This window comes from Modestobacter italicus (assembly GCF_019799965.1).
Classification (GTDB): domain Bacteria; phylum Actinomycetota; class Actinomycetes; order Mycobacteriales; family Geodermatophilaceae; genus Modestobacter; species Modestobacter italicus_A.
On the sequence record NZ_JABGCJ010000003.1, the window covers coordinates 522,777 to 545,498 of the forward strand.

Annotated in this window: 35 protein-coding genes; 3 read left to right on the forward strand and 32 right to left on the reverse strand. The window is 69.9% G+C overall.

Translation table 11 applies throughout. From position 1 onward, the window contains the following. Positions 1–26: 26 nt before the first annotated feature. The 32 genes from rpsK to rpsL all read right to left on the reverse strand — a co-directional run bounded on the left by rpsK (position 27) and on the right by rpsL (position 19,528). A complete protein-coding gene (gene rpsK / locus HLA93_RS10050) occupies positions 27–434 on the reverse strand; it encodes a 30S ribosomal protein S11 (RefSeq protein ID WP_026844840.1) in 408 nt (135 codons plus the stop codon). A gap of 128 nt (positions 435–562) precedes the next feature. Beyond that, positions 563–937, reverse strand: a complete 375-nt coding sequence (rpsM, locus tag HLA93_RS10055; RefSeq protein ID WP_036334299.1) for a 30S ribosomal protein S13 — start codon at positions 935–937, stop codon at positions 563–565. A 14-nt stretch (positions 938–951) separates the two neighbouring features. Continuing rightward, positions 952–1,065 carry a 50S ribosomal protein L36 gene (rpmJ, locus tag HLA93_RS10060; RefSeq protein ID WP_014742835.1) on the reverse strand — a complete coding sequence of 38 codons (114 nt, stop codon included), beginning with the start codon at positions 1,063–1,065 and terminating at the stop codon, positions 952–954. Positions 1,066–1,135: 70 nt separating this feature from the next. Beyond that, on the reverse strand, positions 1,136–1,357 hold the full coding sequence (gene infA, locus HLA93_RS10065; RefSeq protein ID WP_012950459.1) for a translation initiation factor IF-1: 222 nt from the start codon (positions 1,355–1,357) through the stop codon (positions 1,136–1,138). A gap of 268 nt (positions 1,358–1,625) precedes the next feature. Beyond that, positions 1,626–2,429: a type I methionyl aminopeptidase gene (gene map, locus HLA93_RS10070; protein WP_222194227.1), complete on the reverse strand. Its 804-nt coding sequence runs from the start codon at positions 2,427–2,429 to the stop codon at positions 1,626–1,628. Between the two features lie 73 nt (positions 2,430–2,502). Continuing rightward, positions 2,503–3,147, reverse strand: a complete 645-nt coding sequence (locus HLA93_RS10075) for an adenylate kinase (protein WP_222194228.1) — start codon at positions 3,145–3,147, stop codon at positions 2,503–2,505. Continuing rightward, positions 3,147–4,457 carry a preprotein translocase subunit SecY gene (gene secY, locus HLA93_RS10080; protein ID WP_222194229.1) on the reverse strand — a complete coding sequence of 437 codons (1,311 nt, stop codon included), beginning with the start codon at positions 4,455–4,457 and terminating at the stop codon, positions 3,147–3,149. Before secY ends, HLA93_RS10075 begins: the two co-directional genes overlap by 1 nt. 175 nt (positions 4,458–4,632) lie before the next feature. Next, positions 4,633–5,076 carry a 50S ribosomal protein L15 gene (gene rplO / locus HLA93_RS10085; RefSeq protein ID WP_222194230.1) on the reverse strand — a complete coding sequence of 148 codons (444 nt, stop codon included), beginning with the start codon at positions 5,074–5,076 and terminating at the stop codon, positions 4,633–4,635. A 13-nt stretch (positions 5,077–5,089) separates the two neighbouring features. Next, on the reverse strand, positions 5,090–5,272 hold the full coding sequence (gene rpmD / locus HLA93_RS10090) for a 50S ribosomal protein L30 (RefSeq protein ID WP_164699904.1): 183 nt from the start codon (positions 5,270–5,272) through the stop codon (positions 5,090–5,092). Between the two features lies 1 nt (position 5,273). Then, a complete protein-coding gene (gene rpsE, locus HLA93_RS10095) occupies positions 5,274–5,900 on the reverse strand; it encodes a 30S ribosomal protein S5 (protein ID WP_222194231.1) in 627 nt (208 codons plus the stop codon). Positions 5,901–5,934: 34 nt separating this feature from the next. Then, the gene (gene rplR / locus HLA93_RS10100; RefSeq protein WP_222194232.1) at positions 5,935–6,315 is read right to left on the reverse strand and encodes a 50S ribosomal protein L18; all 381 of its coding nucleotides are present in this window, start codon (positions 6,313–6,315) and stop codon (positions 5,935–5,937) included. Between the two features lie 35 nt (positions 6,316–6,350). Continuing rightward, the gene (gene rplF / locus HLA93_RS10105) at positions 6,351–6,890 is read right to left on the reverse strand and encodes a 50S ribosomal protein L6 (RefSeq protein WP_222194233.1); all 540 of its coding nucleotides are present in this window, start codon (positions 6,888–6,890) and stop codon (positions 6,351–6,353) included. A 15-nt stretch (positions 6,891–6,905) separates the two neighbouring features. After that, positions 6,906–7,316 carry a 30S ribosomal protein S8 gene (gene rpsH / locus HLA93_RS10110; RefSeq protein WP_222194234.1) on the reverse strand — a complete coding sequence of 137 codons (411 nt, stop codon included), beginning with the start codon at positions 7,314–7,316 and terminating at the stop codon, positions 6,906–6,908. 175 nt (positions 7,317–7,491) lie between these two features. Further along, positions 7,492–7,677 carry a type Z 30S ribosomal protein S14 gene (locus HLA93_RS10115; RefSeq protein WP_222194235.1) on the reverse strand — a complete coding sequence of 62 codons (186 nt, stop codon included), beginning with the start codon at positions 7,675–7,677 and terminating at the stop codon, positions 7,492–7,494. 32 nt (positions 7,678–7,709) lie between these two features. After that, on the reverse strand, positions 7,710–8,294 hold the full coding sequence (rplE, locus tag HLA93_RS10120; RefSeq protein WP_222194236.1) for a 50S ribosomal protein L5: 585 nt from the start codon (positions 8,292–8,294) through the stop codon (positions 7,710–7,712). A gap of 5 nt (positions 8,295–8,299) precedes the next feature. Continuing rightward, positions 8,300–8,647, reverse strand: coding sequence for a 50S ribosomal protein L24 (gene rplX / locus HLA93_RS10125; RefSeq protein ID WP_246626160.1), 348 nt, complete (start codon positions 8,645–8,647; stop codon positions 8,300–8,302). Between the two features lie 2 nt (positions 8,648–8,649). Next, the gene (rplN, locus tag HLA93_RS10130; RefSeq protein ID WP_029433456.1) at positions 8,650–9,018 is read right to left on the reverse strand and encodes a 50S ribosomal protein L14; all 369 of its coding nucleotides are present in this window, start codon (positions 9,016–9,018) and stop codon (positions 8,650–8,652) included. Between the two features lie 202 nt (positions 9,019–9,220). Further along, positions 9,221–9,520 carry a 30S ribosomal protein S17 gene (rpsQ, locus tag HLA93_RS10135; protein WP_222194237.1) on the reverse strand — a complete coding sequence of 100 codons (300 nt, stop codon included), beginning with the start codon at positions 9,518–9,520 and terminating at the stop codon, positions 9,221–9,223. After that, a complete protein-coding gene (gene rpmC / locus HLA93_RS10140) occupies positions 9,517–9,750 on the reverse strand; it encodes a 50S ribosomal protein L29 (protein WP_014742850.1) in 234 nt (77 codons plus the stop codon). The genes rpsQ and rpmC overlap by 4 nt, the downstream gene beginning before the upstream one ends. After that, positions 9,750–10,166, reverse strand: a complete 417-nt coding sequence (rplP, locus tag HLA93_RS10145) for a 50S ribosomal protein L16 (RefSeq protein ID WP_222194238.1) — start codon at positions 10,164–10,166, stop codon at positions 9,750–9,752. The genes rpmC and rplP overlap by 1 nt, the downstream gene beginning before the upstream one ends. Before the next feature lie 3 nt (positions 10,167–10,169). After that, positions 10,170–11,099 (reverse strand): 30S ribosomal protein S3, encoded by a 930-nt coding sequence (gene rpsC, locus HLA93_RS20900; RefSeq protein ID WP_222194239.1) that lies wholly within the window; start codon positions 11,097–11,099, stop codon positions 10,170–10,172. Continuing rightward, the gene (gene rplV / locus HLA93_RS10155) at positions 11,099–11,563 is read right to left on the reverse strand and encodes a 50S ribosomal protein L22 (protein WP_222194240.1); all 465 of its coding nucleotides are present in this window, start codon (positions 11,561–11,563) and stop codon (positions 11,099–11,101) included. Before rplV ends, rpsC begins: the two co-directional genes overlap by 1 nt. A gap of 31 nt (positions 11,564–11,594) precedes the next feature. Continuing rightward, positions 11,595–11,876 carry a 30S ribosomal protein S19 gene (gene rpsS, locus HLA93_RS10160; RefSeq protein WP_153359827.1) on the reverse strand — a complete coding sequence of 94 codons (282 nt, stop codon included), beginning with the start codon at positions 11,874–11,876 and terminating at the stop codon, positions 11,595–11,597. 23 nt (positions 11,877–11,899) lie between these two features. Further along, positions 11,900–12,733 (reverse strand): 50S ribosomal protein L2, encoded by an 834-nt coding sequence (rplB, locus tag HLA93_RS10165; RefSeq protein ID WP_222194241.1) that lies wholly within the window; start codon positions 12,731–12,733, stop codon positions 11,900–11,902. Between the two features lie 42 nt (positions 12,734–12,775). Then, positions 12,776–13,078: a 50S ribosomal protein L23 gene (gene rplW, locus HLA93_RS10170; protein WP_014742856.1), complete on the reverse strand. Its 303-nt coding sequence runs from the start codon at positions 13,076–13,078 to the stop codon at positions 12,776–12,778. Then, positions 13,075–14,094 carry a 50S ribosomal protein L4 gene (gene rplD, locus HLA93_RS20905; RefSeq protein ID WP_308128045.1) on the reverse strand — a complete coding sequence of 340 codons (1,020 nt, stop codon included), beginning with the start codon at positions 14,092–14,094 and terminating at the stop codon, positions 13,075–13,077. Before rplD ends, rplW begins: the two co-directional genes overlap by 4 nt. Then, positions 14,091–14,756: a 50S ribosomal protein L3 gene (gene rplC / locus HLA93_RS10180; protein ID WP_222194242.1), complete on the reverse strand. Its 666-nt coding sequence runs from the start codon at positions 14,754–14,756 to the stop codon at positions 14,091–14,093. The genes rplD and rplC overlap by 4 nt, the downstream gene beginning before the upstream one ends. Before the next feature lie 15 nt (positions 14,757–14,771). Then, positions 14,772–15,077, reverse strand: coding sequence for a 30S ribosomal protein S10 (rpsJ, locus tag HLA93_RS10185; protein WP_012950483.1), 306 nt, complete (start codon positions 15,075–15,077; stop codon positions 14,772–14,774). Between the two features lie 122 nt (positions 15,078–15,199). Next, complete coding sequence (tuf, locus tag HLA93_RS10190; protein ID WP_222194243.1) at positions 15,200–16,393, reverse strand: elongation factor Tu; 1,194 nt, start codon at positions 16,391–16,393, stop codon at positions 15,200–15,202. 101 nt (positions 16,394–16,494) lie between these two features. Next, on the reverse strand, positions 16,495–18,594 hold the full coding sequence (gene fusA, locus HLA93_RS10195) for an elongation factor G (RefSeq protein ID WP_222194244.1): 2,100 nt from the start codon (positions 18,592–18,594) through the stop codon (positions 16,495–16,497). A gap of 87 nt (positions 18,595–18,681) precedes the next feature. Continuing rightward, complete coding sequence (gene rpsG / locus HLA93_RS10200; RefSeq protein ID WP_222194245.1) at positions 18,682–19,152, reverse strand: 30S ribosomal protein S7; 471 nt, start codon at positions 19,150–19,152, stop codon at positions 18,682–18,684. A 1-nt stretch (position 19,153) separates the two neighbouring features. After that, positions 19,154–19,528 carry a 30S ribosomal protein S12 gene (gene rpsL, locus HLA93_RS10205; RefSeq protein WP_153359811.1) on the reverse strand — a complete coding sequence of 125 codons (375 nt, stop codon included), beginning with the start codon at positions 19,526–19,528 and terminating at the stop codon, positions 19,154–19,156. Positions 19,529–20,173: 645 nt separating this feature from the next. On the opposite strand from rpsL, the gene HLA93_RS10210 reads away from it, so the two are divergent. The 3 genes from HLA93_RS10210 (at position 20,174) to HLA93_RS10220 (ending at position 22,576) form a co-directional block, all read left to right on the forward strand. After that, positions 20,174–21,175, forward strand: coding sequence for a S1 family peptidase (locus HLA93_RS10210; protein WP_222194246.1), 1,002 nt, complete (start codon positions 20,174–20,176; stop codon positions 21,173–21,175). Between the two features lie 80 nt (positions 21,176–21,255). After that, positions 21,256–21,471 carry a hypothetical protein gene (locus HLA93_RS10215; RefSeq protein WP_222194247.1) on the forward strand — a complete coding sequence of 72 codons (216 nt, stop codon included), beginning with the start codon at positions 21,256–21,258 and terminating at the stop codon, positions 21,469–21,471. Between the two features lie 67 nt (positions 21,472–21,538). After that, on the forward strand, positions 21,539–22,576 hold the full coding sequence (locus HLA93_RS10220) for an LLM class F420-dependent oxidoreductase (protein WP_222194248.1): 1,038 nt from the start codon (positions 21,539–21,541) through the stop codon (positions 22,574–22,576). Positions 22,577–22,722 lie beyond the last annotated feature (146 nt).

A 22,722-nucleotide genomic window follows, 5' to 3' on the forward strand; every position in this document is an offset into this window, starting at 1 on the left:
ACCTTCTTCGTCTCGTCAGTGACCGGTCAGACCCGGCGGCGCTTCTTGGGGCGGCAGCCGTTGTGCGGCTGCGGCGTCACGTCCTGGATCTGACCCACCTCGAGGCCGGTGGCCTGCAGGGAGCGGATCGCGGTCTCGCGGCCGGAGCCCGGGCCCTTCACGAAGACGTCGACCTTGCGCATGCCGTGCTCCTGCGCCTTGCGCGCGGCGTTCTCGGCAGCCATCTGCGCCGCGAACGGCGTCGACTTGCGGGAGCCCTTGAACCCGACGTGGCCGGCCGAGGCCCAGCTGATCACGTTGCCCGTGGGGTCGGTGATCGACACGATCGTGTTGTTGAAGGTGCTCTTGATGTGCGCCGCGCCGTGAGCGACGTTCTTCTTCTCCTTGCGGCGCACCTTCTTGGTGCCAGCTGCCGCGCGAGCCCTGGGAGGCATCTCTCTCCGGTCTGAGTCTGTGTTCGTGGCCTGGTCGCCCACCCGGTCCTAGCCGAGGGGACGGTCGTGCTCAGGCGCACCGCCGGTCCGGCCCTACGGACCCGCGACGGTGCGCCGACGTGCTGAGGTCAGCGGGCCTTCTTCTTGCCCGCGATGGTCTTGCGCGGGCCCTTGCTCGAGCGCGCGTTCGTCTTGGTGCGCTGCCCGTGCACCGGCAGGCCGCGGCGGTGCCGCAGGCCCTGGTAGCAACCGATCTCCACCTTGCGGCGGATGTCGGCAGCCACCTCGCGGCGCAGGTCACCCTCGACGCGGAAGTGCTCGTCGATGTAGTCGCGCAGCTTGAGCAGGTCCTCGTCGGTCAGGTCCTTGGCGCGCAGGTCCGGGCTGACGCCCGTCGCGGCCAGGGTCGCCTTGGCCGAGGTCGGCCCGATCCCGTAGATGTAGGTGAGCGCGATCTCCATCCGCTTCTCGCGGGGAAGGTCGACGCCAGCAAGTCGTGCCATTGTCAGGTACTCCCTCAGCCCTGGCGCTGCTTGTGCCGGGCGTTCTCGCAGATGACCATGACCCGGCCGTGCCGGCGGATCACCTTGCACTTGTCGCAGATCTTCTTCACCGACGGCTGGACCTTCACCGGTGCCGCCCTCATTCCTGTAGTTCGTGGCCGGAGCCCGACGTCCGCACGGACGCCGGACCGGCGGGGGTCACTTGTAGCGGTAGACGATGCGGCCGCGCGTGAGGTCGTAGGGCGAGAGCTCCACGACGACGCGGTCCTCGGGCAGGATGCGGATGTAGTGCTGCCGCATCTTGCCGCTGATGTGGGCGAGCACCCGGTGCCCGTTCTGCAGTTCGACCCGGAACATCGCGTTGGGCAGCGGCTCGACGACGCGACCCTCGACCTCGATGGCCCCGTCCTTCTTCGCCACGCCTACACGGCCTCCTCGTTCGATCGAAGTGCATGCGCCCATGCCGGTGCGACAGGGCGGTGGTGCTGGGGTCCACTGCTGGATGGTGCGAGCGATCTCGCTGAGGGCGTCCATCGGCGTACGGCCACAGCACGACGACGGACGGCGCGAACGCCATCGGTCACTGTACTCCCCGTGGCACCAGGTCTCCAACCCGGCCTGGGGTGACGGTGACCATCCCCCCGGCTGCGGTGGGACCCGCGCGGGACGGGCGTCCGCGGTCGACCGATCAGGACCGGGCGGTGACGCCGAACGGCGCCAGGCCCGCGAGGCCGCCGTCCTCGGCGGTGAGGACCCAGGGGCCCTCAGGGGTGACGGCCACGGTGTGCTCGAAGTGCGCCGCTCGGGAGTGGTCCTTGGTCACCACGGTCCAGCCGTCCTCGAGCTCGACGGTGGCCGGGTCACCGATGGTCACCATCGGCTCGATCGCCAGCACCAGCCCCGGCACGAGCTTGGGCCCGCGGCCCGGCCGCCCGTAGTTGAGCACGTGGGGGTCCTGGTGCATCTCCGTGCCGATGCCGTGGCCGCCGTAGTGGTCGACGATGCCGTAGGGGTGCTCGTGCGCGGTGATGGACTCCTCCACCGCGTGGCTGATGTCGGTCAGCCGACCACCGGCGATCGCCTTGGCCAGCCCGGCCCACATCGACCGTTCCGTGACCTCCAGCAGCGCTGCGTCCTCCGGGGTGGCCGAACCGACGGTCACGGTCACGGCCGAGTCGCTGTGCCAGCCCTGCAGGATGGCGCCGCAGTCGATCGAGATGTTGTCCCCCTCGGCCAGCACCCGGTCCGGATCGGGGATGCCGTGCACAACCTCGTCGTTGATCGACGCGCAGATGGTGCCGGTGAACCCGTGGTAGCCGAGGAAGTTCGGCACCGCGCCATGGGACCGGATGTGGTCCTCGGCGATCGCGTCGAGCTCACCGGTGGTGACACCGGGCGCCACCGCGGCCTTGACCGCCTTCAGCGCACCGGCGGTGATCAGACCGGAGGCCCGCATCAACTCGACCTCGTGCGCGGTCTTGATCTGGATCATGCGTCCACTCCACTTCGCCACCAGGGGCAGTCGGCCGAGGAGCGCGGCACCGCGGTCGCCGTGCACCGGAGACCTACCGGTCTCGGTCCTCGGTCGAGCCGTCGGCCGGCTCGTCCCCGGGCTCGTCGTCCAGTGCGGCCTCGGCGCCCAGCGCCTCCAGCGCACGTCGGGTGACCTCGTCGATCTCGCCGATCGCGTCGATCTGGCTCAGCAGCCCGGCCTCCGCGTAGAAACCGGACAGCGGCGCCGTCTGTTCCCGGTAGACCTCCAGACGGTGCCGGACGGTCTCGGGCTTGTCGTCGTCCCGCTGCACCCACTCGCCGTCGACGAGCATCCGGCGTCCGGAGAGCCGACGGACCAGCTCGTCCTCGTCCACGACGAGCTCGAGGCACCGGTCCAGTACGTGACCCATCTCGGCGAGCGAGTCACGCAGCTGCTCCGCCTGGGCGATGGTGCGGGGGAAGCCGTCCAGCAGGAAACCGGCCTTGGCGTCCGGCTCGGCCAACCGGTCGGACACCATCGCCACGGTGATCTCGTCGGGGACCAGGTCACCGGCGTCCATGTAGGCCTTCGCCTGCTGTCCGAGCTCGGTCTCCCCGCTCACGTTCGCCCGGAAGATGTCACCCGTCGAGATGGCGGGCACGCCGAGCCGGCGGGCGATGATCTGGGCCTGGGTCCCCTTGCCGGCTCCGGGCGGGCCCAGCAGCACGACGCGCACTACCGCAGGAACCCTTCGTAGCTGCGCTGGTTGAGCTGCGTCTCGATCTGCTTCACCGTCTCCAAGCCAACTCCCACCATGATCAGCACCGCGGTCCCGCCGAACGGGAAGTTCTGGTTCTGCCCCTCTTGCGTGATCGAGAGGAACAGGTTGGGCAGCACCGCCACCAGCCCGAGGTAGATCGAGCCGGGGAGGGTGATCCGCGACAGCACGTACTGCAGGTACTCAGCGGTGGGACGCCCGGGCCGGATGCCGGGGATGAAGCCGCCGTAGCGCTTCATGTCGTCGGCCCGCTCCTCGGGGTTGAACGTGATCGACACGTAGAAGTACGTGAAGAACATGATCAACGCGAAGTAGATCGCGATGTGGACCGGGCTGCTCTGGTTGATCACGTAGTTCTCGAAGAACCGCCGCACCGGACCGGTCGAGTCGCTCTGCAGCTGACTGATCAGCTGCGGCAGGTACAGCAGCGAGGAGGCGAAGATGACCGGGATGACGCCGGCCTGGTTCACCTTCAGCGGCAGGTACGTCGAGGTCCCGCCGTACATCCGGCGGCCGACCATGCGCTTGGCGTACTGCACCGGGATACGGCGCTGCGCCTGCTCGACGTAGACCACCGAGGCGATGACCACCAGCGCGAAGATGCACACGACCGTGAAGACGACCGCGCCACGGGTCTGCAGGATGGACCCCCCCTCGGCGGGGATGCGCGCCGCGATCGAGGTGAAGATCAGCACGGACATGCCGTTGCCGATCCCCTTCTCGGTCAGCAGCTCGCCCAGCCACATGATCACGGCCGTGCCCGCGGTCAGCGTGACCACCAGGACGACGGTGGTCCAGACCGAGTCGGACGGGATGATGTCCTGCTGACAGTTCGGGAACAGCTGCCCGCTGCGCGCCAGCGCGATGATCCCGGTGCTCTGCAGCACGGCGAGCGCGATGGTCAGGTACCGGGTGTACTGGGTCAGCTTCTGCTGGCCCGACTGCCCTTCCTTCTTCAGCTGCTCGAAACGCGGGATGACCACGACCAGCAGCTGCACGATGATGCTCGCGGTGATGTACGGCATGATGCCGAGCGCGAACACCGAGAGCCGCAGCAGCGCGCCACCGGAGAAGAGGTTGACCAGCGAGTAGACGTCGCGCTGGTCGGAGGCCTGGGCCTGGTCCAGGCAGCTGTTGATCGCCTCGATCGAGACGCCCGGCCCGGGCACGCTGGCCCCCAGCCGGTACACGGCGATGAGGGCCAGGGAGAACAGCAGCTTGCGCCGGAGGTCTGGCGTCCGGAACGCCGCGGCGAACGCCTGCAGCACGTGCCCTCCCCGAGTCGGTCGTGTGAGTGTAAGGACCACCCCGCCCCCCACCACTCGCAGGCTCGCGGCGGGGCCCTGCGGGGCGGCCGTCCAACCCTATCCGTGGGGAGCTGGATGCCAGACGACCCCCGGGACAGGCACCCTGTTCGGGTGACCGGCCCGGGGGTCGGCTGGGTCAGATCTGGGTGGTGCTGCCCCCGGCAGCGCCGATCTTCTCCTCGGCGGACTTGGAGAAGGCGTGCGCACGCACGTTCACCGAGACCCCGCCGAGCTCGCCGGTGCCGAGCACCTTGACCGGCTGACCGCGCCGGATGGCGCCGGCGTCAGCCAGCGTGTCCGGGTCGATCGCGCCGCCCTGCGGGAACAGGGAGGCGATCCGGTCCAGGTTCACGACCTGGAAGACGACCTTGTTGTTGTTCTTGAAGCCCGAGAGCTTCGGCAGCCGCATGTGCAGCGGGGTCTGACCGCCCTCGAAGCGGGCAGAGACCTGCACGCGGGCGCCGGAGCCCTTGGTGCCGCGACCAGCGGTCTTGCCCTTGGAGCCCTCACCACGACCGACGCGGGTCTTCTTGGTGTGGGCGCCGGGGGCCGGCCGCAGGTGGTGGACCTTGAGAGTCATTGCGTTCCCCTGCTCAGACGATCTCTTCGACGGCGACCAGGTGCGGCACCGTCGCGACCATCCCGCGGATCTCGGGACGGTCCTCCTGGACGACCGAGTCGTTGATCCGCTTGAGCCCCAGCGAACGCAGCGTCTGACGCTGGTTCGGCTTGGTGCCGATGGCCGACTTGACCTGGGTGACCTTCAGCTGAGCCATCTCAGACCCCCTGACCGGCCCGCGCGCGCAGCATGGCGGCCGGGGCGACGTCCTCCAGGGGCAGGCCGCGGCGAGCCGCGATCTCCTCGGGGCGGACGAGGTCCTTCAGCGCCTGCATGGTCGCGTGGACGATGTTGATCGGGTTCGAGGACCCGAGGCTCTTGGAGAGCACGTCGTGGATGCCGGCGCACTCCAGGACGGCGCGCACCGGACCACCGGCGATGACACCGGTACCCGGGCTGGCCGGCTTGAGCAGCACCACACCGGCCGCCGCCTCACCCTGCACGGGGTGCGGGATGGTGCTGGCGATGCGGGGCACCTTGTAGAAGTGCTTCTTGGCCTCCTCGACGCCCTTGGCGATCGCCGCGGGCACCTCCTTGGCCTTGCCGTAGCCGACACCCACGGTGCCGTCGCCGTCGCCGACGATCACCAGCGCGGTGAAGCTGAAACGCCGACCGCCCTTGACGACCTTCGAGACGCGGTTGATGGCCACGACCCGCTCGATGAACTGGCTCTTCTCCGCGGCACCACCGGGTCCGCGACCGCCGTCCCGGCGGTCACGACGGTCGTTGCCGCCGGTGCCACCGGCACCGCCGGCGCCACCGCCGCGTCGCTGTGGTCCTGGCATCAGACGTCCCTCTCGATCTCGGTTGTGGTGCTCATCAGAAGTCCAGCCCGCCCTCGCGGGCAGCATCGGCCAGAGCCGCGATGCGCCCGGCGTACCGGTTGCCGCCGCGGTCGAACACGACCGCGTCGATGCCGGCGGCCTTGGCGCGCTCGGCGACCAGGGCCCCCACCCGGCGGGCGAGGGCGGACTTGTCGCCCTCGGCGCCCTTGAGGCTGGCGTCCATGGTCGAGGCGCTGGCCAGCGTACGGCCCACCGTGTCGTCGATGACCTGGACGTGGATGTGCCGGGAGCTGCGCTTGACGACCAGACGCGGTCGCTCCGGCGTGCCACCCACCCGCTTGCGCAGGCGGTTGTGACGGCGCAGCCGCGAGACGCGGCGCGCAGTGCTGACGTCGGTGCCCACGGGCTTGTGCACCCGGGCACCCTTCGCGGTGTTCGCTGCCTGTGCCATCACTTGCCCGTCTTCCCGACCTTGCGCTTGACGACCTCGCCCTGGTACCGCACGCCCTTGCCCTTGTACGGGTCGGGCCGGCGGATCTTGCGGATCTTGGCGGCGACCTCGCCCACCTGCTGCTTGTCGATGCCGGTCACCCGCAGGCGGGTGGGGGCCTCGACCGTGAAGGAGATCCCCTCGGGGGCCTTCACCACCACCGGGTGGCTGAAGCCGAGCGCGAACTCGAGGTCCGAGCCCCGGGCCTGCACGCGGTAACCGACACCGACGATCTCCAGGGTCTTGTCGTAGCCCTGGGTCACACCGGTGATCATGTTGGCGATCAGCGTCCGGGACAGACCGTGCAGGGCCCGGCTCTCGCGCTCGTCGTTCGGGCGCTGCACCAGCAGCGTCCCGTCCTCACCGCGCTCGACGGTGATGGGAGCGGCCACCGTGTGGCTCAGCTTCCCCTTCGGTCCCGACACGTTGACCGTGCGCCCGTCCAGGGCGACGTCCACTCCGCTGGGCACCGGAATCGGGAGTCGTCCGATCCGTGACATGTCTGCTCGCTCCTCTTACCAGACGTAGGCGAGGACTTCCCCACCCACGCCCTTCTTGGTCGCCTGCTTGTCGGTCAGCAGCCCAGTGGAGGTGGAGATGATCGCCACCCCGAGGCCGCCGAGGACCTTCGGCAGGGCGGTCGACTTCGCGTAGACCCGCAGGCCGGGCTTGGACACGCGGCGGACGCCGGCGATGCTGCGCTCACGGTTGGGGCCGTACTTGAGGGAGACCACGAGCTCCTTGCGGACGTGGCCGTCCACCTCGACGTCGTTGACGGTCCAGCCGCCGATGTAGCCCTCCTGCTGGAGGATCTCGGCGACCTTCGTCTTCAGCTTCGACGACGGCATGGCCGCGGCGTCGTGGTACGCCTGGTTGGCGTTGCGGATGCGCGTGAGCATGTCCGCGATCGGGTCGGTCATCGTCATGGGTGCGTCGTGCCTCTCTCGCCGCGGTTCCTCATGCGCTGGGTCCCGGAGACTTGGCGCTGGGCCTGTCGGCGATCGGTGGTGCTCATCTGGGTGACCGGTTGGTCGGTGTCACTGCTGAACAGCCCCGCTCCGTCCCACCGCGACTCAGTCGCGACGGGACGGAGCGGGTACGTCACCAGCTGGACTTGCTCACGCCGGGGAGCTCCCCGGCGTGCGCCATCTCGCGCAGGCAGATCCGGCACAGGCCGAACTTGCGGAACACGGCGTGCGGACGACCGCAGCGCTGGCAGCGGGTGTAGCCGCGCACGGCGAACTTCGGCGTGCGGGCCGCCTTGTTGACAAGGGCCTTCTTGGCCATCTCTCGGTCTCCTACCTTCTACGCAGACCGCGTCAGCGGGTCGCGTTCACGACGGTCTGGCCGGCGAAGGGGAAGCCGAGCAGCGTGAGCAGCTCGCGGCCCTCCTCGTCGGTGGTGGCGGTGGTCACCAGGGTGATGTCCATGCCACGCGGACGGTCGATCTTGTCGACGTCGATCTCGCGGAACATCGACTGCTCGGTCAGGCCGAACGTGTAGTTGCCGTGGCCGTCGAACTGCTTGGGGTTCAGGCCGCGGAAGTCGCGGATGCGGGGCAGGGCCAGCGACAGGAGCCGGTCCAGGAACTCCCACATGCGGTCGCCGCGGAGGGTGACCTTGGCGCCGATCGGCATGCCCTCGCGCAGCTTGAACTGCGCGATGGACTTGCGGGCCCGCACGACGGCGGGCTTCTGGCCGGTGATGGCGGTGAGGTCACGGACCGCACCGTCCATCAGCTTGGCGTCACGGGTGGCCTCGCCGACGCCCATGTTGACCACGATCTTGACCAGACCGGGGATCTGCATGACGTTGCTGTAGCCGAACTCGGACTGCAGGGCCGGCGCGATCTCCTCGCGGTACCGGGCCAGCATCCGGGGCAGCTCACGGGTGGGTGCGCTCATGGTGATCAGAGGTCCTTACCGGTGCGCCGCGAAACCCGGATGTTGCGGCCTTCCTCGTCCTTGCGGTAGCCGACCCGGGTCGGCTTGTCCTCGGAGTCGATGACCATCACGTTGCTCACGTGGATGGCCGCCTCCTGCGTGACGATCCCGCCCGACTGGGCACCACGCTGGGTGGTGCTGATCCGGGTGTGCTTCTTCACCCGGCCGATGCCCTCGACGAGGACCTTCTGGGTCTTCGGGAACGCGGCGATGACGCGGCCCTTGGCGCCCTTGTCCTTGCCGGACAGGACGACGACCGAGTCGCCCTTCTTGACCTTCATCGACGGGGTCTTCCCGCTCGACGGCTGAGCCATGATCACAACACCTCCGGAGCGAGCGAGATGATCCGCATGAAGCGCTTGTCACGCAGCTCGCGGCCGACCGGGCCGAAGATGCGGGTCCCGCGCGGGTCGCCGCTGTCGCGGATGATGACCGCGGCGTTCTCGTCGAAGCGGATGTAGGAGCCGTCGGGACGCCGACGCTCCTTCACCGTGCGGACGACGACGGCCTTGACCACGTCGCCCTTCTTGACGCCGGCGCCGGGCAGCGCGTCCTTGACGGTGGCGACGATGACGTCACCGATGCCCGCGTAGCGGCGCCCGGACCCGCCGAGCACGCGGATGCACAAGATCTCCTTGGCCCCGGTGTTGTCGGCGACCCTGAGCCGCGACTCCTGCTGGATCACTTCCTGCTCCTGTATCTCAGTGGCGACAGCCGGACCGGATCGGTGAACCGGCTGTCCGGCACCCACGTGCGGACGCACCGGCAGCATGTGCCGCCGGTGCGTCCGTGCACGGGTACCGGGATGCGGCGCGCACCCGGAGGGCGCGCCAGTCGTCCAGAGTACTCCCTGCCCACCGGCCCCGAGAGGCCGGCTGCCGAGTGACTTACTTGGCCCGCTCGACGATGGTCACCAGGCGCCAGCGCTTGGTGGCCGAGGTCGGCCGGGTCTCCATGATCTGGACCCGGTCGCCGATGCCGGCGGTGTTCTCGTCGTCGTGCGCCTTCAGCTTGCTCGTCCGGCGCAGGACCTTGCCGTACAGGCCGTGCTTCACGCGGTCCTCGACCTCGACGACGATGGTCTTGTCCATCTTGTCGCTGACGACCAGGCCCTCACGGACCTTGCGGTAGCCGCGCCCGGCGAGGCCCGGGCCGCTGGCAGCCTGCGTCTGCTCGCTCTCGCTCATGCCACACCCTCGTTCGGGGCGACCGAGAGACCCAGCTCGCGCTCGCGCATGATCGTGTAGATCCGGGCGATGTCGCGGCGGACGGTCTGCAGTCGCCGGTTGTTGTCCAGCTGGCCGGTGGCCACCTGGAACCGCAGGTTGAACAGCTCTTCGCGCGACTCGCGCAGCCGGGTGGCCAGCTCGTCGGCGGACAGCTCGCGCAGCTCAGGCGCAGTGAGACCGGCGGCCATCACACCTCTCCTTCGCGAGTGATGAAGCGGCACTTCATGGGCAGCTTGTGGATGGCGCGGCGCATGGCCTCGCGGGCCACCGGCTCGGCGACACCCGACAGCTCGAACATGATCCGGCCGGGCTTGACGTTGGCGACCCACCACTCGGGCGAGCCCTTGCCGGAGCCCATGCGGGTCTCGGCGGGCTTCTTGGTGAGCGGACGGTCCGGGTAGATCGAGATCCACACCTTGCCGCCACGCTTGATGTGACGGGTCATGGCGATACGAGCGGACTCGATCTGCCGGTTGGTCACGTACGCCGGCTCGAGAGCCTGGATGGCGTACTCACCGAAGTTGATCGCGGTACCGCCCTTGGCCCGCCCGGAACGGTCCGGGTGGTGCTGCTTGCGGTGCTTGACGCGACGTGGGATGAGCACGTCTCAGCCCTCCGTGTTCTCGGCACCGGCGGCCTGCGCGGCTGCGGTGCCCTCGGCGCCGGCGGCCTCGCCGACGCTCTGTGCGGGAACGGCCTCACCGGAGGTGACGGCGACGACGTCGGCCGGCGCGTCGGTGGGCTGCTCGGTGGTGGCCGGGCCGGTGGTGGTCTCGGCCGCGGCGCGGCCGGCCTCGGTGCCACCGGCGGTCGTGCCGGAGGAACCCGACCGGCGCTGCGGGCGCTGGGCCCGCTCACGGCGCTGCTGACGCTGGGCGAGGGCCTCGAGGGCCTCCCGCTCGGCCCGCGAACCGCTGGCGTCGCCCTTGTAGATCCACACCTTGACGCCGATCCGACCGAAGGTCGTACGGGCCTCGTAGATGCCGTAGTCGATGTTCGCCCGCAGCGTGTGCAGCGGCACACGACCCTCGCGGTAGAACTCCGAACGGCTCATCTCGGTGCCGCCCAGGCGCCCGGAGCACTGCACGCGGATGCCCTTGACCTGCGGGCTGCGCTGCGCCGACTGCATGGCCTTGCGCATGGCCCGACGGAAGCTGACGCGGCTGGAGAGCTGCTCGGCGACACCCTGGGCGACGAGCTGGGCATCGGACTCGGGGTTCTTGACCTCGAGGATGTTCAGCTGCACCTGCTTGCCGGTGAGCTTCTCCAGCTCACCGCGGATGCGGTCGGCCTCCGCACCACGGCGGCCGATGACGATGCCCGGCCGGGCGGTGTGGATGTCCACGCGGACGCGGTCACGGGTGCGCTCGATCTCCACCTTCGAGATGCCGGCGCGCTCCATGCCCTTGCCCATGAGCTTGCGGATGGCCACGTCTTCCTTGACGTAGTCGGCGTACAGCTTGTCCGCGTACCACCGGGACTTGTAGTCGGTGGTGATGCCGAGCCGGAACCCGTGCGGGTTGACCTTCTGACCCACTAGCGGGTCCCTCCCCTCGTGTTGCTCTTCTGCTGGGTCGCCGGGCCGGACTGCCCGGTGTCCCGACGTGCCTTGCGGGAACGCTGCGCGAGCTCGGCGCTCGAGCTCACCTCGCTCACCTCGACGGTGATGTGGCTGGTCCGCTTGTTGATGCGGAACGCCCGGCCCTGCGCACGCGGACGGATCCGCTTGAGCGTGGGGCCCTCGTCGACGAACGCGGCGCTGACGACGAGCGCAGCCGGGTCGAGCTGCAGGTTGTGCTCGGCGTTGGCGACGGCGCTGGCGACGACCTTGGCCACCGGCTCGCTGGCGGTCTGCGGCGCGTAGCGCAGCAGGGCCAGTGCCTCGTCGGTCGGCAGGTAGCGGATCAGGTCCACCACCCGGCGTGCCTTCATGGGGGTGACGCTGACGAACCGGGCCGTGGCCCGGGCGACCGGCGTTTCCTGTCCCAACTGGGAAGTCATCTGGAGATTCTCTTCTCTACCTGGTCGTCGCTCAGCCGCGCCGCGACCGGCGGTCGTCCTTGACGTGCCCACGGAAGGTGCGCGTGGGCGCGAACTCGCCGAGCTTGTGCCCGACCATCGCCTCGGTGACGAACACCGGGACGTGCTTGCGGCCGTCGTGCACGGCGATCGTGTGCCCGAGCATGTCGGGGATGATCGTCGAACGCCGCGACCAGGTGCGGATGACGTTCTTGGTGCCCTTGTCGTTCTGAGCGTCCACCTTGGCGAGCAGGTGGTCGTCGACGAACGGGCCCTTCTTCAGGCTGCGTGGCATGTCTGTCGGACTCCTCTACCCGCTCAGCGCTTCTTGTTGGTGCGCCGGCGGCGCACGATCAGGGCGTCACTGGCCTTCCGCTTGCGCGTCCGGCCCTCCGGCTTGCCCTTCGGGTTGACCGGGTGCCGGCCACCGGAGGTCTTGCCCTCACCACCACCGTGCGGGTGGTCGACCGGGTTCATGGCGACACCGCGGACGGTGGGGCGCTTGCCCTTCCACCGCATGCGACCGGCCTTGCCCCAGTTGATGTTCGACTGCTCGGCGTTGCCGACCTCGCCGATCGTCGCGCGGCAGCGGACGTCGACGTTGCGGATCTCGCCGGAGGGCATGCGCAGCTGCGCGAAACGACCCTCGCGGGCGACCAGCTGGACGCTGGTGCCGGCCGAGCGGGCGATCTTGGCCCCGCCACCGGGCCGGAGCTCGATGGCGTGGATGACCGTGCCGACGGGGATGTTGCGCAGCGGCAGGTTGTTGCCCGGCTTGATGTCGGCCGCGGGGCCGCACTCGACCAGGTCGCCCTGCTTCAGCTTCGCCGGGGCGATGATGTAGCGCTTCTCGCCGTCGGCGAAGTGCAGCAGGGCGATGCGCGAGGTGCGGTTCGGGTCGTACTCGATGTGCGCGACCTTCGCCGGCACGCCGTCCTTGTCCGCCCGGCGGAAGTCGATCAGCCGGTAGGCGCGCTTGTGCCCGCCGCCCTGGTGCCGAGCGGTGACCCGGCCGTGGACGTTGCGCCCGCCGCGACCGTGCAGCGGCCGGACCAGCGACTTCTCGGGGTGGTCGCGGGTGACCTCGGCGAAGTCGGCGACGGACGAGCCGCGGCGGCCCGGCGTCGTCGGCTTGTACTTACGGATGGCCATGGTTCCTCAGAGTCCTCTGGTCCGATCGGGAGTCCGGGGCCGTCAGGCGCCCGGGCCCCCGAAGAGCTCGATGCGGTCGCCGGGGGCCACGGAGACGATGGCGCGCTTGGTGTCCTTGCGCTTGCCCATCACAGCGCCCTTCGAGCGCTTCCTCTTCCCCTGACGGTTGATCGTGTTGACGGCGAGGACCTTCACGTTGAAGACCTGCTGCACAGCGATCTTGATCTGGGTCTTGTTGGCGTCGGGACGCACGATGAACGTGTACTTGTTCTCGTCGAGGAGCCCGTAGCTCTTCTCCGAGATGACCGGGGACAGCAGGACGTCCCGGGGGTCGCGGACGCTCATGCCTTCTCCTCGGTGCTCGCGGCGACATCGCTGTTCTGGTTCGACGTGGTGCCGTCCTCGGTGGGCGCGGTCGCGTCGACACCGGCGTTGGCGGCCTCGGCCTGCTCGGCCGGGGCAGCAGCGGCCTCGGCCGCAGTGGCCGGGGCAGCGTCCTCGGCGGAGGCCTTGGGCGCTGCCTTCTTGGCGGCGGCCTTCTTCGTCGCCTTCTTGACCGGCGCCGGGTCGACCGGGGCGACGCCCTCGTCGAGGTCCGTGGTGCCGTGACCCTCGATGGAGGGGATGGCGCCCGGGATGTCCGGCGTGGTCAGGTCGGGCAGCTCGGCGGAGCTGGCCCGGCCGCGACCGGTGGCACCGGGGCCGGCGACGTACTCGGCCAGCGCGGTCTCGGTGAAGACGACCTCGTCGGCGACGAGCACGTCGTAGGTGTTCAGCTGGCCGGCCTCGATCAGGTGCACCCGCGGCACGTTGCGCAGGCTGACCCAGTTGAGGACGTCGTCCCGGTCGAGCACGACCAGGACCCGCTTGGCGGCGCTGACCGCGTCGAGCACCTTGAGCGCGGCCTTGGTCGAGGGCGCGTCGCCGTCGACGAAGGCGGTGACCACGTGCACCCGACCCTCACGGGCCCGGTCGGAGAGGGCACCACGCAGGGCGGCGGCCTTCATCTTCTTCGGGGTCTTCTGCTCGTAGTTGCGCGGCTGCGGGCCGTGCGAGATGCCACCGCCGGCGAACTGCGGCGCGCGCAGCGAGCCCTGACGGGCGCGGCCGGTGCCCTTCTGGCGGTACGGCTTGGCGCCGGTACCGCTGACCTGGGCGCGCGTCTTGGTGGCGTGCGTGCCCTGGCGGGCCGCGGCCAGCTGGGCCACGACGACCTGGTGCAGCAGCGAGACGTTCGCCGGGGCGTCGAAGAGCTCACCGGGCAGCGTCACGCTGCCGGAGGTCTCCCCCGCCGGCGTCCGGACGTCGACCTGACGGTCGGTCCGGGTCGCGTTCGACCCGGCAGAAGTCGGTGCGGTCACTTCGCGTCACTCCCCACGGGGCCGCCCTTGACCGCGGACCGGACGAGCAGGAGCCCGCCGCGCGGTCCGGGGACGGCGCCCTTGATCAGGACCAGGCCCTTCTCGGTGTCCACCTGGTGGACCTTCAGCGAGAGCGTGGTCGTGGTGACCGCGCCCATGCGCCCGGCCATGCGCACGCCCTTGAAGACGCGACCGGGGGTGGAGGCACCACCGATCGAGCCAGGGGCGCGGTGCTTGCGGTGGGTGCCGTGTCCGGCGCCGAGGCCCTTGAAGCCGTGACGCTTCATGACACCGGCGGTGCCCTTGCCCTTGCTGGTGCCGATGACGTCGACCTTGGCGACGCCGGAGAGGACCTCAGCGGTCAGCTCCTGGCCCACGGTGTAGTCGCCGGCGTCCTCGGTGCGCAGCTCGACCACGTGCCGCCGGGGCGTGACGCCCGCCTTGGCGAAGTGCCCGCCCTCGGGCTTGTTCACCTTGCGGGGGTCGATCGCGCCGAACCCGAGCTGGACGGCGGAGTAGCCGTCCTTCTCCGGGGTGCGGACCTGGGTGACCACGCACGGGCCCGCCTTGACGACGGTCACCGGCACGATGCGGTTGTTCTCGTCGAAGACCTGGGTCATCCCCAGCTTCTCGCCGAGGAGACCACGGAATGTGCTCGCCATGTCTGGAAACAGCCCTTACTGGATGTTGACGTCGACCGAGGCCGGCAGGTCGATGCGCATGAGCGCGTCGACCGTCTTCGGCGTCGGGTCGAGGATGTCGATGAGCCGCTTGTGCGTGCGCATCTCGAAGTGCTCGCGCGAGTCCTTGTACTTGTGCGGCGAGCGGATGACGCAGTAGACGTTCTTCTCCGTCGGCAGCGGCACGGGGCCGACGACGCGCGCTCCGGTCTTCGTCACCGTCTCGACGATGCGCCGCGCCGAGGCATCGATCGCCTCGTGGTCGTAGGCCTTCAGCCGGATGCGGATCTTCTGTCCCGCCATCGGTTGTCTTCGCTCCTGCCGATCGGTTGTGAAAGTTCAGGTGGGTCTGCTGACCCGGTGGTCGGTTGAGCCGACCAGGCTGACGGGCGGCGATCGCTGAGCGACCGCCGCCCGTCAGGGTGTCACTTGAGGATCTTGGTGACCCGGCCGGCGCCGACGGTGCGGCCACCCTCACGGATGGCGAACCGCAGGCCCTCCTCCATGGCGATGGGCTGGATCAGCTCCACCGTCATCTCGGTGTTGTCGCCGGGCATGACCATCTCGGTGCCCGAGGGCAGCGTGACGACGCCGGTCACGTCCGTGGTCCGGAAGTAGAACTGCGGACGGTAGTTGTTGAAGAACGGCGTGTGCCGACCGCCCTCGTCCTTCGAGAGGATGTAGACCGAGCCCTCGAAGTTCGTGTGCGGGGTGATCGAACCCGGCTTCACGACCACCTGGCCGCGCTCGACGTCCTCGCGCTTGATGCCGCGCAGCAGCAGGCCCACGTTGTCGCCGGCCTGACCCTGGTCGAGCAGCTTGCGGAACATCTCGACGCCCGTGACGGTCGTCTTCGTCGAACCCTCGCGGATGCCGACGATCTCGATCTCCTCGGAGACCTTGACGATGCCGCGCTCCACGCGACCGGTGACGACGGTGCCGCGACCGGTGATGGTGAAGACGTCCTCGACGGGCATGAGGAACGGCTTGTCGATCTCACGCTCGGGCTCGGGGATCGCCGAGTCGACGGCGTTCATGAGCTCCATGAGCTTGTCGCCCCACTCGGCGTCGCCCTCGAGGGCCTTCAGCGCCGAGACGCGGACCACGGGGACGTCGTCGCCCGGGAACTCGTACTCGGACAGCAGCTCGCGGACCTCCAGCTCGACGAGCTCGAGGATCTCCTCGTCGTCGACCATGTCGGCCTTGTTGAGCGCAACCACGATGTAGGGGACGCCGACCTGGCGGGCCAGGAGGACGTGCTCCTTGGTCTGCGGCATCGGGCCGTCGGTGGCCGCGACCACCAGGATGGCGCCGTCCATCTGCGCCGCACCGGTGATCATGTTCTTGATGTAGTCGGCGTGCCCGGGGCAGTCGACGTGCGCGTAGTGCCGGTTCTCGGTCTGGTACTCGACGTGGGCGATCGAGATCGTGATGCCGCGGGCCTTCTCTTCGGGCGCCTTGTCGATCTGGTCGAAGGCGGACGCCTCGTTGAGCTCCGGGTACTTGTCGTGCAGCACCTTGGTGATCGCCGCGGTCAGCGTCGTCTTGCCGTGGTCGATGTGCCCGATGGTGCCGATGTTGACGTGCGGCTTGGTCCGCTCGAACTTGGCCTTGGCCACTGGGTTCCTCTCCTCGTGTCTTCGCAGTCGTGCGCGTGCTTGGGGTGGGCCGTGCTCGGGGGCGGCGGGCGCCCAGTGGGGTCCTGGAGCCCGCCGTCCGGTTACTCGCCGGTCGCCTTGGCGATGATCTCCTTGGCGACGTTGGCCGGGACCTCGGCGTACGAGTCGAACACCATGGTGTAGCTCGCCCGCCCCTGGGTGCGGCTGCGCAGGTCGCCCACGTAGCCGAACATCTCCGACAGCGGCACCAGGGCCCGGACGACGCGGGCGCCGGAGCGCTCCTCCATCGCCTGGATGGTCCCGCGGCGGGAGTTCAGGTCGCCGATCACGTCACCCATGTAGTCCTCGGGGGTGACGACCTCGACGGCCATCATCGGCTCGAGCAGGGCCGGGCTGGCCTTGCGTGCGGCCTCCTTGAAGACCATCGAGCCGGCGATCTTGAAGGCCATCTCCGAGGAGTCGACCTCGTGGTACTGGCCGTCGATCAGCGTCGCCTTCACGCCGACCATCGGGTACCCGGCCAGGATGCCGTACTGCATGGCGTCCTGCATGCCCGCGTCGACCGACGGGATGTACTCCCGCGGGATGCGACCGCCGGTGACGGCGTTCTCGAACTCGTAGGTCGGGCCGTCGGCCGCGACCTGGAGGGGCTCGATCGTGACCTGCACCTTGGCGAACTGGCCGGACCCACCGGTCTGCTTCTTGTGGGTGTAGTCGACCTTCTCGACCTTCTTGCGGATGGTCTCGCGGTAGGCCACCTGCGGCTTGCCGACGTTCGCCTCGACGCGGAACTCACGCCGCATGCGGTCGACCAGGATCTCCAGGTGCAGCTCGCCCATCCCGGAGATGACGGTCTGGCCGGTCTCCTCGTCGAGCTTCACCTGGAAGGTCGGGTCCTCCTCGGCGAGCTTCTGGATCGCGGTGCCCAGCTTCTCCTGGTCGCCCTTGGTCTTGGGCTCGATGGCCACCGAGATGACCGGCGCGGGGAAGGTCATCGACTCGAGGATCACCGGACTCTGCGGGTCGCAGAGGGTGTCACCCGTCGTCGTCTGCTTCATGCCGTTGACGGCCACGATCTCGCCGGCGCCCACGCCCTGACGCTCTTCGCGCTTGTTGGCGTGCATCTGGTAGATCTTGCCGACCCGCTCCTTGCGGTCCTTGGTGCTGTTCAGCACCGGAGAGCCCGCGTCGAGCTTGCCGGAGTAGACCCGGATGTAGGTCAGCTTGCCCAGGTGCTGGTCCGTCTGGATCTTGAAGGCCAGCGCCGAGAACGGCTCGTCCTCGTCGGCGTGGCGCAGCACCTCGGTCTCACCGTCGAGCGCGGTGCCGACGATGGCCTCGATGTCCAGCGGGCTGGGCAGGTAGTCCACGACACCGTCGAGCAGGGGCTGCACGCCCTTGTTCTTGAACGCGGTGCCGGTGAGGACCGGGTTGACCTGGCCGGCGATGGTGGCCTTGCGGATGGCCGCCTTCAGCCGGTCGACGGCGATCTCCTCGCCACCGAGGTAGTCCTCCATGAGCGAGTCGTCGAAGTCCGCGATGTTCTCGAGCAGCTTCTCGCGGTACTCGGCGGCCTGGTCGGCGAGCTCGGCCGGGATCTCCTCGACCGCGTAGTCCTCACCCATCTTGGTCTCGCCGCGCCAGGTGAGCGCCCGCATCTGGACCAGGTCCACGACACCGATGAAGTCGGCCTCGGCACCGATCGGCAGCTGCAGGACCAGCGGGTTCGCCGCCAGCCGCTCGACCATCATGTCGACGCAACGGAAGAAGTCGGCACCGGTGCGGTCGAGCTTGTTGACGAAGCACATGCGCGGGACGCCGTACTTCTCGGCCTGCCGCCACACCTGCTCGGTCTGCGGCTCGACGCCGGCGACCCCGTCGTAGACCGCGACCGCACCGTCGAGCACGCGCAGGGACCGCTCCACCTCGACGGTGAAGTCGACGTGCCCGGGGGTGTCGATGATGTTGATGTCGTGGTCGTTCCAGGAGCACTTGGTCGCGGCGGACGTGATGGTGATGCCGCGCTCCTGCTCCTGCTCCATCCAGTCCATCGTGGCCGCGCCGTCGTGGACTTCACCGATCTTGTAGTTGATACCGGTGTAGAAGAGGATCCGCTCGGTCGTCGTCGTCTTGCCGGCGTCGATGTGCGCCATGATCCCGATGTTGCGGGTCTTGGCGAGTTGGGCCTCGTTCTGGGCCATTCTCTTACTCCTCTTCCTTCTCGTCCGTGCGCGGTGTCCGGGGGTCGCCCGGTTCGACCGCGGGCAGCGGCTGCTGGTGGACCGTCGTCACCAGCGGTAGTGCGCGAAGGCCTTGTTCGACTCGGCCATCTTGTGCGTGTCCTCGCGGCGCTTGACCGCGGCACCGAGACCGTTGCTGGCGTCCAGGAGCTCGTTCATCAGGCGCTCGGTCATCGTCTTCTCGCGACGGGCCCGGCTGTACTGGATCAGCCAGCGGAGCCCCAGCGTGGTGCTGCGGGAGGCGCGGACCTCGATCGGCACCTGGTACGTGGCGCCACCGACGCGGCGGCTGCGGACCTCGAGGGCCGGCTTGACGTTGTCCAGCGCCCGCTTGAGCGTGACGACCGGGTCTGTGTCGTTCTTGGCCCGGACGCCCTCGAGGGCGCCGTAGACGATCGCCTCGGCGACGGAGCGCTTGCCGTCGACGAGCACCTTGTTCACCAGCTGGGTCACCAGCGGCGACTGGTACACCGGGTCGGCAACGAGCGGACGCTTCGGCGCAGGTCCCTTGCGAGGCATGTCAGCTCTTCTCCTTCTTCGCGCCGTACCGGCTGCGAGCCTGCTTGCGGTTGCGGACGCCCTGGGTGTCCAGCGAGCCGCGGATGATCTTGTAGCGGACGCCGGGGAGGTCCTTCACGCGACCGCCGCGCACGAGCACCATGGAGTGCTCCTGCAGGTTGTGGCCGACGCCCGGGATGTAGGCGGTCACCTCGATGCCACTGGTGAGGCGGACGCGAGCGACCTTGCGCAACGCCGAGTTCGGCTTCTTCGGCGTCGTCGTGTAGACGCGCGTGCACACGCCGCGGCGCTGAGGGGAACCCTTCAACGCCGGGGTCTTGGTCTTCTCGACCTTGTCCTCGCGGCCCTTGCGGACCAGCTGCTGGATCGTGGGCATGGGTGGCCTGGATCTCCTGCCTGCGCTGGGTCGTGCTGTGGATGTGGTGCGGTGCTGTGGTGTGCCCGGTCGCCCGGCCGTGCCGAGCCTGGTCATGACCCGCCCTCCGACCCCCGCGTTCGGGCGTGTCGCCCTTCGCGAGAACCGGCCAGCTGGTCGAACCGGACTCGTCGCCCCGTGTTCGGCGCCGGCCACACCATCGCGAGATGGCCCCCGTCTGAGACGAGCGTGACCCCCGGCGCCCCGCCGACCCGTGGGGGTCGATGGACGCGCAGGTGCACCAGTATCGGAGCAAGGCCCAGTCACCCTGGGCACAGCTGACCACAGTACCCGGCCCTCTCGACCCGGTCAAAGCCGGGTCGACATGTGGTCCCGAGCACCGGACCAGCCGGTCTCCTCAGCTCCAACTGCGGACCGGCGGAGGCCATTCCCCCGGACGGTGACGGCGGGCCCGGCGGCGCTCGACGGCACCGCTGCGCGCCCCGCCCGGAGCGGAACGTACCGGAGCCGGGCCGACGACGGACGGACGGCGCGCGCCGGCTCGACGTCCCACGTCGCTTCTGTCCGACCCCCGCCCTACCGTCGGTGGCGCACCGCTCACGAACCGCAGTCCATCCTGGGCCGCTCGACCACCGGAGGTACGCCGTGCTCCCCGACTCCGCACGAGAACTGAAGGCCCGGCTGTCCCAGCGGCTCAGCGAGGCCCCGCTCAGCGGGGCGACGGCCCGGGCGGCCGACGGCGCCCGCCCGTGGAGCGGGGTCGCCCTGGGCCTGCGCCCGGTGGCCCCCGAGCAGGTGCACCTGGCGATCCGGCTGGTGTCGCAGGCCGATGCGGACGTGGTGCTGGCCGGGCTCGACGAGAGCGCCCGGGAAGAGGTCGACGTACGGGTGATCGGCCGGGTCCACCCGCTGTCCTCCCCCACCCCCGAGGAGCTCCGCCGGCGCACGCGGCCGCTGCGGCCCGGCCTCTCCATCAGCCACCCGGACGTCACCGCGGGCACGCTGGGCGGGTTCGTCCGGCGCCCGGGGAGCGACGCGCTGCTGGTGCTGTCCAACAACCACGTGCTGGCCAACAGCGACGCGGCGGCCGAAGGCGACGAGGTGCTCCAGCCGGGCGTCGCCGACGGGGGCAGGGCCACCGACCGCATCGGCGTCCTGACCTCGTTCGTCCGGTTCTCCCCGGAGCCCGGCAACCTCGTGGACGCCGCCGTCGCCACGCTGGACGCCGGCACGGTCGCCGACCCGGGTGCCTACCCCGGCGGTCCCCTGGGGTCCCTGGTCGCCGCGGCCGACACCGTGGACCCGGACGAGCTGGTGGAGAAGGTGGGCCGGACGACCGGGCACACCCGCGGCAGGGTCACCGCCGTCGAGGTCGACGGGGTGGGCGTCCAGTACGACGACGGCGTGTACACGTTCGACGACCAGGTGGAGGTGGAGGGGCTCGACGGCGCCTTCAGCGCGGGCGGCGACAGCGGCTCGGTGATCTGGCGGAGCAGTGACCGGGCTCCGCTGGGCCTGCTCTTCGCCGGCTCCACGGTGGGTGGCAGCGCCGGGGGTGGGGTCACCTTCGCCAACCCGCTGGCCACCGTGCTGCGTGAGCTCGGCGTGGAGTGGCCGACGGGCCCTCTGCCGCCCACCAACCGCTAGCCCGCGGTCGCCCCCCCCCATGGGGGCGACGAGGGCCGGACCCCTGGGCAGGCGGCGTCCGTGGGGGCACCATGGGTGCCATGACCGACCGTGCCACCGCCCGCGCCGCCAAGAGCGCGCTGGCGTCGCGCTTCGCCGCCGACCCAGCGGTCGCCGGCGTGGGGCTGGCCCGGCAGGACGCCGAGTACGTCGTCCGGGTCGACCTGACCGAGGCCGGTGCTGGTGGCCGGGTGCCCCACGACGTCGACGGCGTCCGCGTCGTCACCCACGTGATCGGCACCGTCCGGCCCCAGTGACCCACCGGGCCGTTACCGTCCCCGGGAGCGGCACCGACGAGGGTGCCGCGAACGCCGAGGAGGACGCGTGCGCATCGGGATCCAGGCAAGCTACGCCGGGAACTTCAAGCAGACCGCGGCAGAGATCCGCGACCTGGAGTCCGCCGGTCTCGACGTCGCGATGTGCGCGGAGGTCTACACCTTCGACGCGGTGAGCCAGCTCGGCTACCTGGCCGCGGTCACCGACCGGGTGGAGCTGATGAGCGGCATCCTGCCGATCTACAGCCGCACCCCCGCGCTGACCGCGATGACCGCGGCCGGGCTGGACTTCGTCTCCGACGGGCGGTTCACCCTGGGCCTGGGCGCCTCGGGGCCGCAGGTGATCGAGGGGTGGCACGGCCTCCCCTACGACGCCCCGATCCAGCGCACCCGGGAGGTCGTGGAGATCTGCCGGCAGGTGTGGCGGCGGGAGCGCCTCGTGCACGAGGGCAAGAAGTACACCGTGCCCCTGCCGGCCGAGCAGGGCACCGGGCTGGGCAAGCCGCTGAAGCTGATCAACACCCCGGTGCGCGAGCGGATCCCCGTTCTGCTGGCGGCCCTGGGCCCCAAGAACGTCGAGCTGGCCGCGGAGATCGCGGAGAAGTGGGAGCCGATCTTCTTCCACCCGGAGCGGGCGGCGGACGTCTGGGGTGCCTCCCTCGAGTCCGGGAAGGCCAAGCGCGACCCGGCCCTGGGCGAGCTGGACGTGGTGGTCGGGGTCCCGGTGGCCATCGGCGAGGACGTCGACCACCTGGTGCAGGCGGTTCGGCCGGGCATCGCCCTCTACGTCGGCGGCATGGGTGCCAAGGGGAAGAACTTCTACAACGACCTGGCCCGCCGCTACGGCTACGAGGCGGAGGCCGAGACGATCCAGGACCTCTACCTCGCCGGCCGCAAGGAGGAGGCAGCCGCCGCGGTGCCGGAGGACCTGGTCCGCGCGACCTCGCTGATCGGGCCGGAGTCCTACGTGGCCGAGCGGATCGCGGCCTTCGCGCAGGCAGGCGTCACCACGATCAACCTGCAGCCCCTGGACGACAGCCGCGAGGGTCGCCTGCGGACCGTGGAGACCATGCGCCGGCTCTGCTGACGGGTGCGGCCCGGGCCGCACTGCGGCGGTGAGGTGCCGGATCCCCCGTGCGCCGGTCCGCCGTCCGGCCCCTTGCTCCGGGCGGGTTCCGTCACGTGACGCCGAGGACGCAAGAGGCCCCGCACGCCGATGGCGTGCGGGGCCTC

Coding starts and splice junctions, on each gene's coding strand:
- rpmC (WP_014742850.1), bottom strand. CDS start 9,750: ATGGCCGCCGGTCTCACTGCGCCTGAGCTGCGCGAGCTGTCCGCCGAC.
- rpsS (WP_153359827.1), bottom strand. CDS start 11,876: ATGCCACGCAGCCTGAAGAAGGGCCCGTTCGTCGACGACCACCTGCTC.
- rplW (WP_014742856.1), bottom strand. CDS start 13,078: ATGAGCGTCCGCGACCCCCGGGACGTCCTGCTGTCCCCGGTCATCTCG.
- rplV (WP_222194240.1), bottom strand. CDS start 11,563: ATGACTTCCCAGTTGGGACAGGAAACGCCGGTCGCCCGGGCCACGGCC.
- fusA (WP_222194244.1), bottom strand. CDS start 18,594: ATGGCCCAGAACGAGGCCCAACTCGCCAAGACCCGCAACATCGGGATC.
- rplB (WP_222194241.1), bottom strand. CDS start 12,733: ATGGCCATCCGTAAGTACAAGCCGACGACGCCGGGCCGCCGCGGCTCG.
- rplC (WP_222194242.1), bottom strand. CDS start 14,756: ATGGCGAGCACATTCCGTGGTCTCCTCGGCGAGAAGCTGGGGATGACC.
- rpsG (WP_222194245.1), bottom strand. CDS start 19,152: ATGCCTCGCAAGGGACCTGCGCCGAAGCGTCCGCTCGTTGCCGACCCG.
- rpsQ (WP_222194237.1), bottom strand. CDS start 9,520: ATGAGCGAGAGCGAGCAGACGCAGGCTGCCAGCGGCCCGGGCCTCGCC.
- rplX (WP_246626160.1), bottom strand. CDS start 8,647: ATGGCTCAGCCGTCGAGCGGGAAGACCCCGTCGATGAAGGTCAAGAAG.
- rplO (WP_222194230.1), bottom strand. CDS start 5,076: ATGACTCTCAAGGTCCACCACCTGCGGCCGGCCCCCGGCGCCCACACC.
- rpmD (WP_164699904.1), bottom strand. CDS start 5,272: ATGGCTCAGCTGAAGGTCACCCAGGTCAAGTCGGCCATCGGCACCAAG.
- rpsJ (WP_012950483.1), bottom strand. CDS start 15,077: ATGGCGGGACAGAAGATCCGCATCCGGCTGAAGGCCTACGACCACGAG.
- rpsK (WP_026844840.1), bottom strand. CDS start 434: ATGCCTCCCAGGGCTCGCGCGGCAGCTGGCACCAAGAAGGTGCGCCGC.
- rpsE (WP_222194231.1), bottom strand. CDS start 5,900: ATGCCAGGACCACAGCGACGCGGCGGTGGCGCCGGCGGTGCCGGTGGC.
- rpsL (WP_153359811.1), bottom strand. CDS start 19,528: ATGCCCACGATCCAGCAGCTGGTCCGCAAGGGCCGCGAGGACAAGGTC.
- rplF (WP_222194233.1), bottom strand. CDS start 6,890: ATGTCACGGATCGGACGACTCCCGATTCCGGTGCCCAGCGGAGTGGAC.
- rplE (WP_222194236.1), bottom strand. CDS start 8,294: ATGAGCGCACCCACCCGTGAGCTGCCCCGGATGCTGGCCCGGTACCGC.
- HLA93_RS10115 (WP_222194235.1), bottom strand. CDS start 7,677: ATGGCCAAGAAGGCCCTTGTCAACAAGGCGGCCCGCACGCCGAAGTTC.
- HLA93_RS10215 (WP_222194247.1), top strand. CDS start 21,256: ATGACCGACCGTGCCACCGCCCGCGCCGCCAAGAGCGCGCTGGCGTCG.
- map (WP_222194227.1), bottom strand. CDS start 2,429: ATGATCCAGATCAAGACCGCGCACGAGGTCGAGTTGATGCGGGCCTCC.
- rpsH (WP_222194234.1), bottom strand. CDS start 7,316: ATGACGATGACCGACCCGATCGCGGACATGCTCACGCGCATCCGCAAC.
- rpsM (WP_036334299.1), bottom strand. CDS start 937: ATGGCACGACTTGCTGGCGTCGACCTTCCCCGCGAGAAGCGGATGGAG.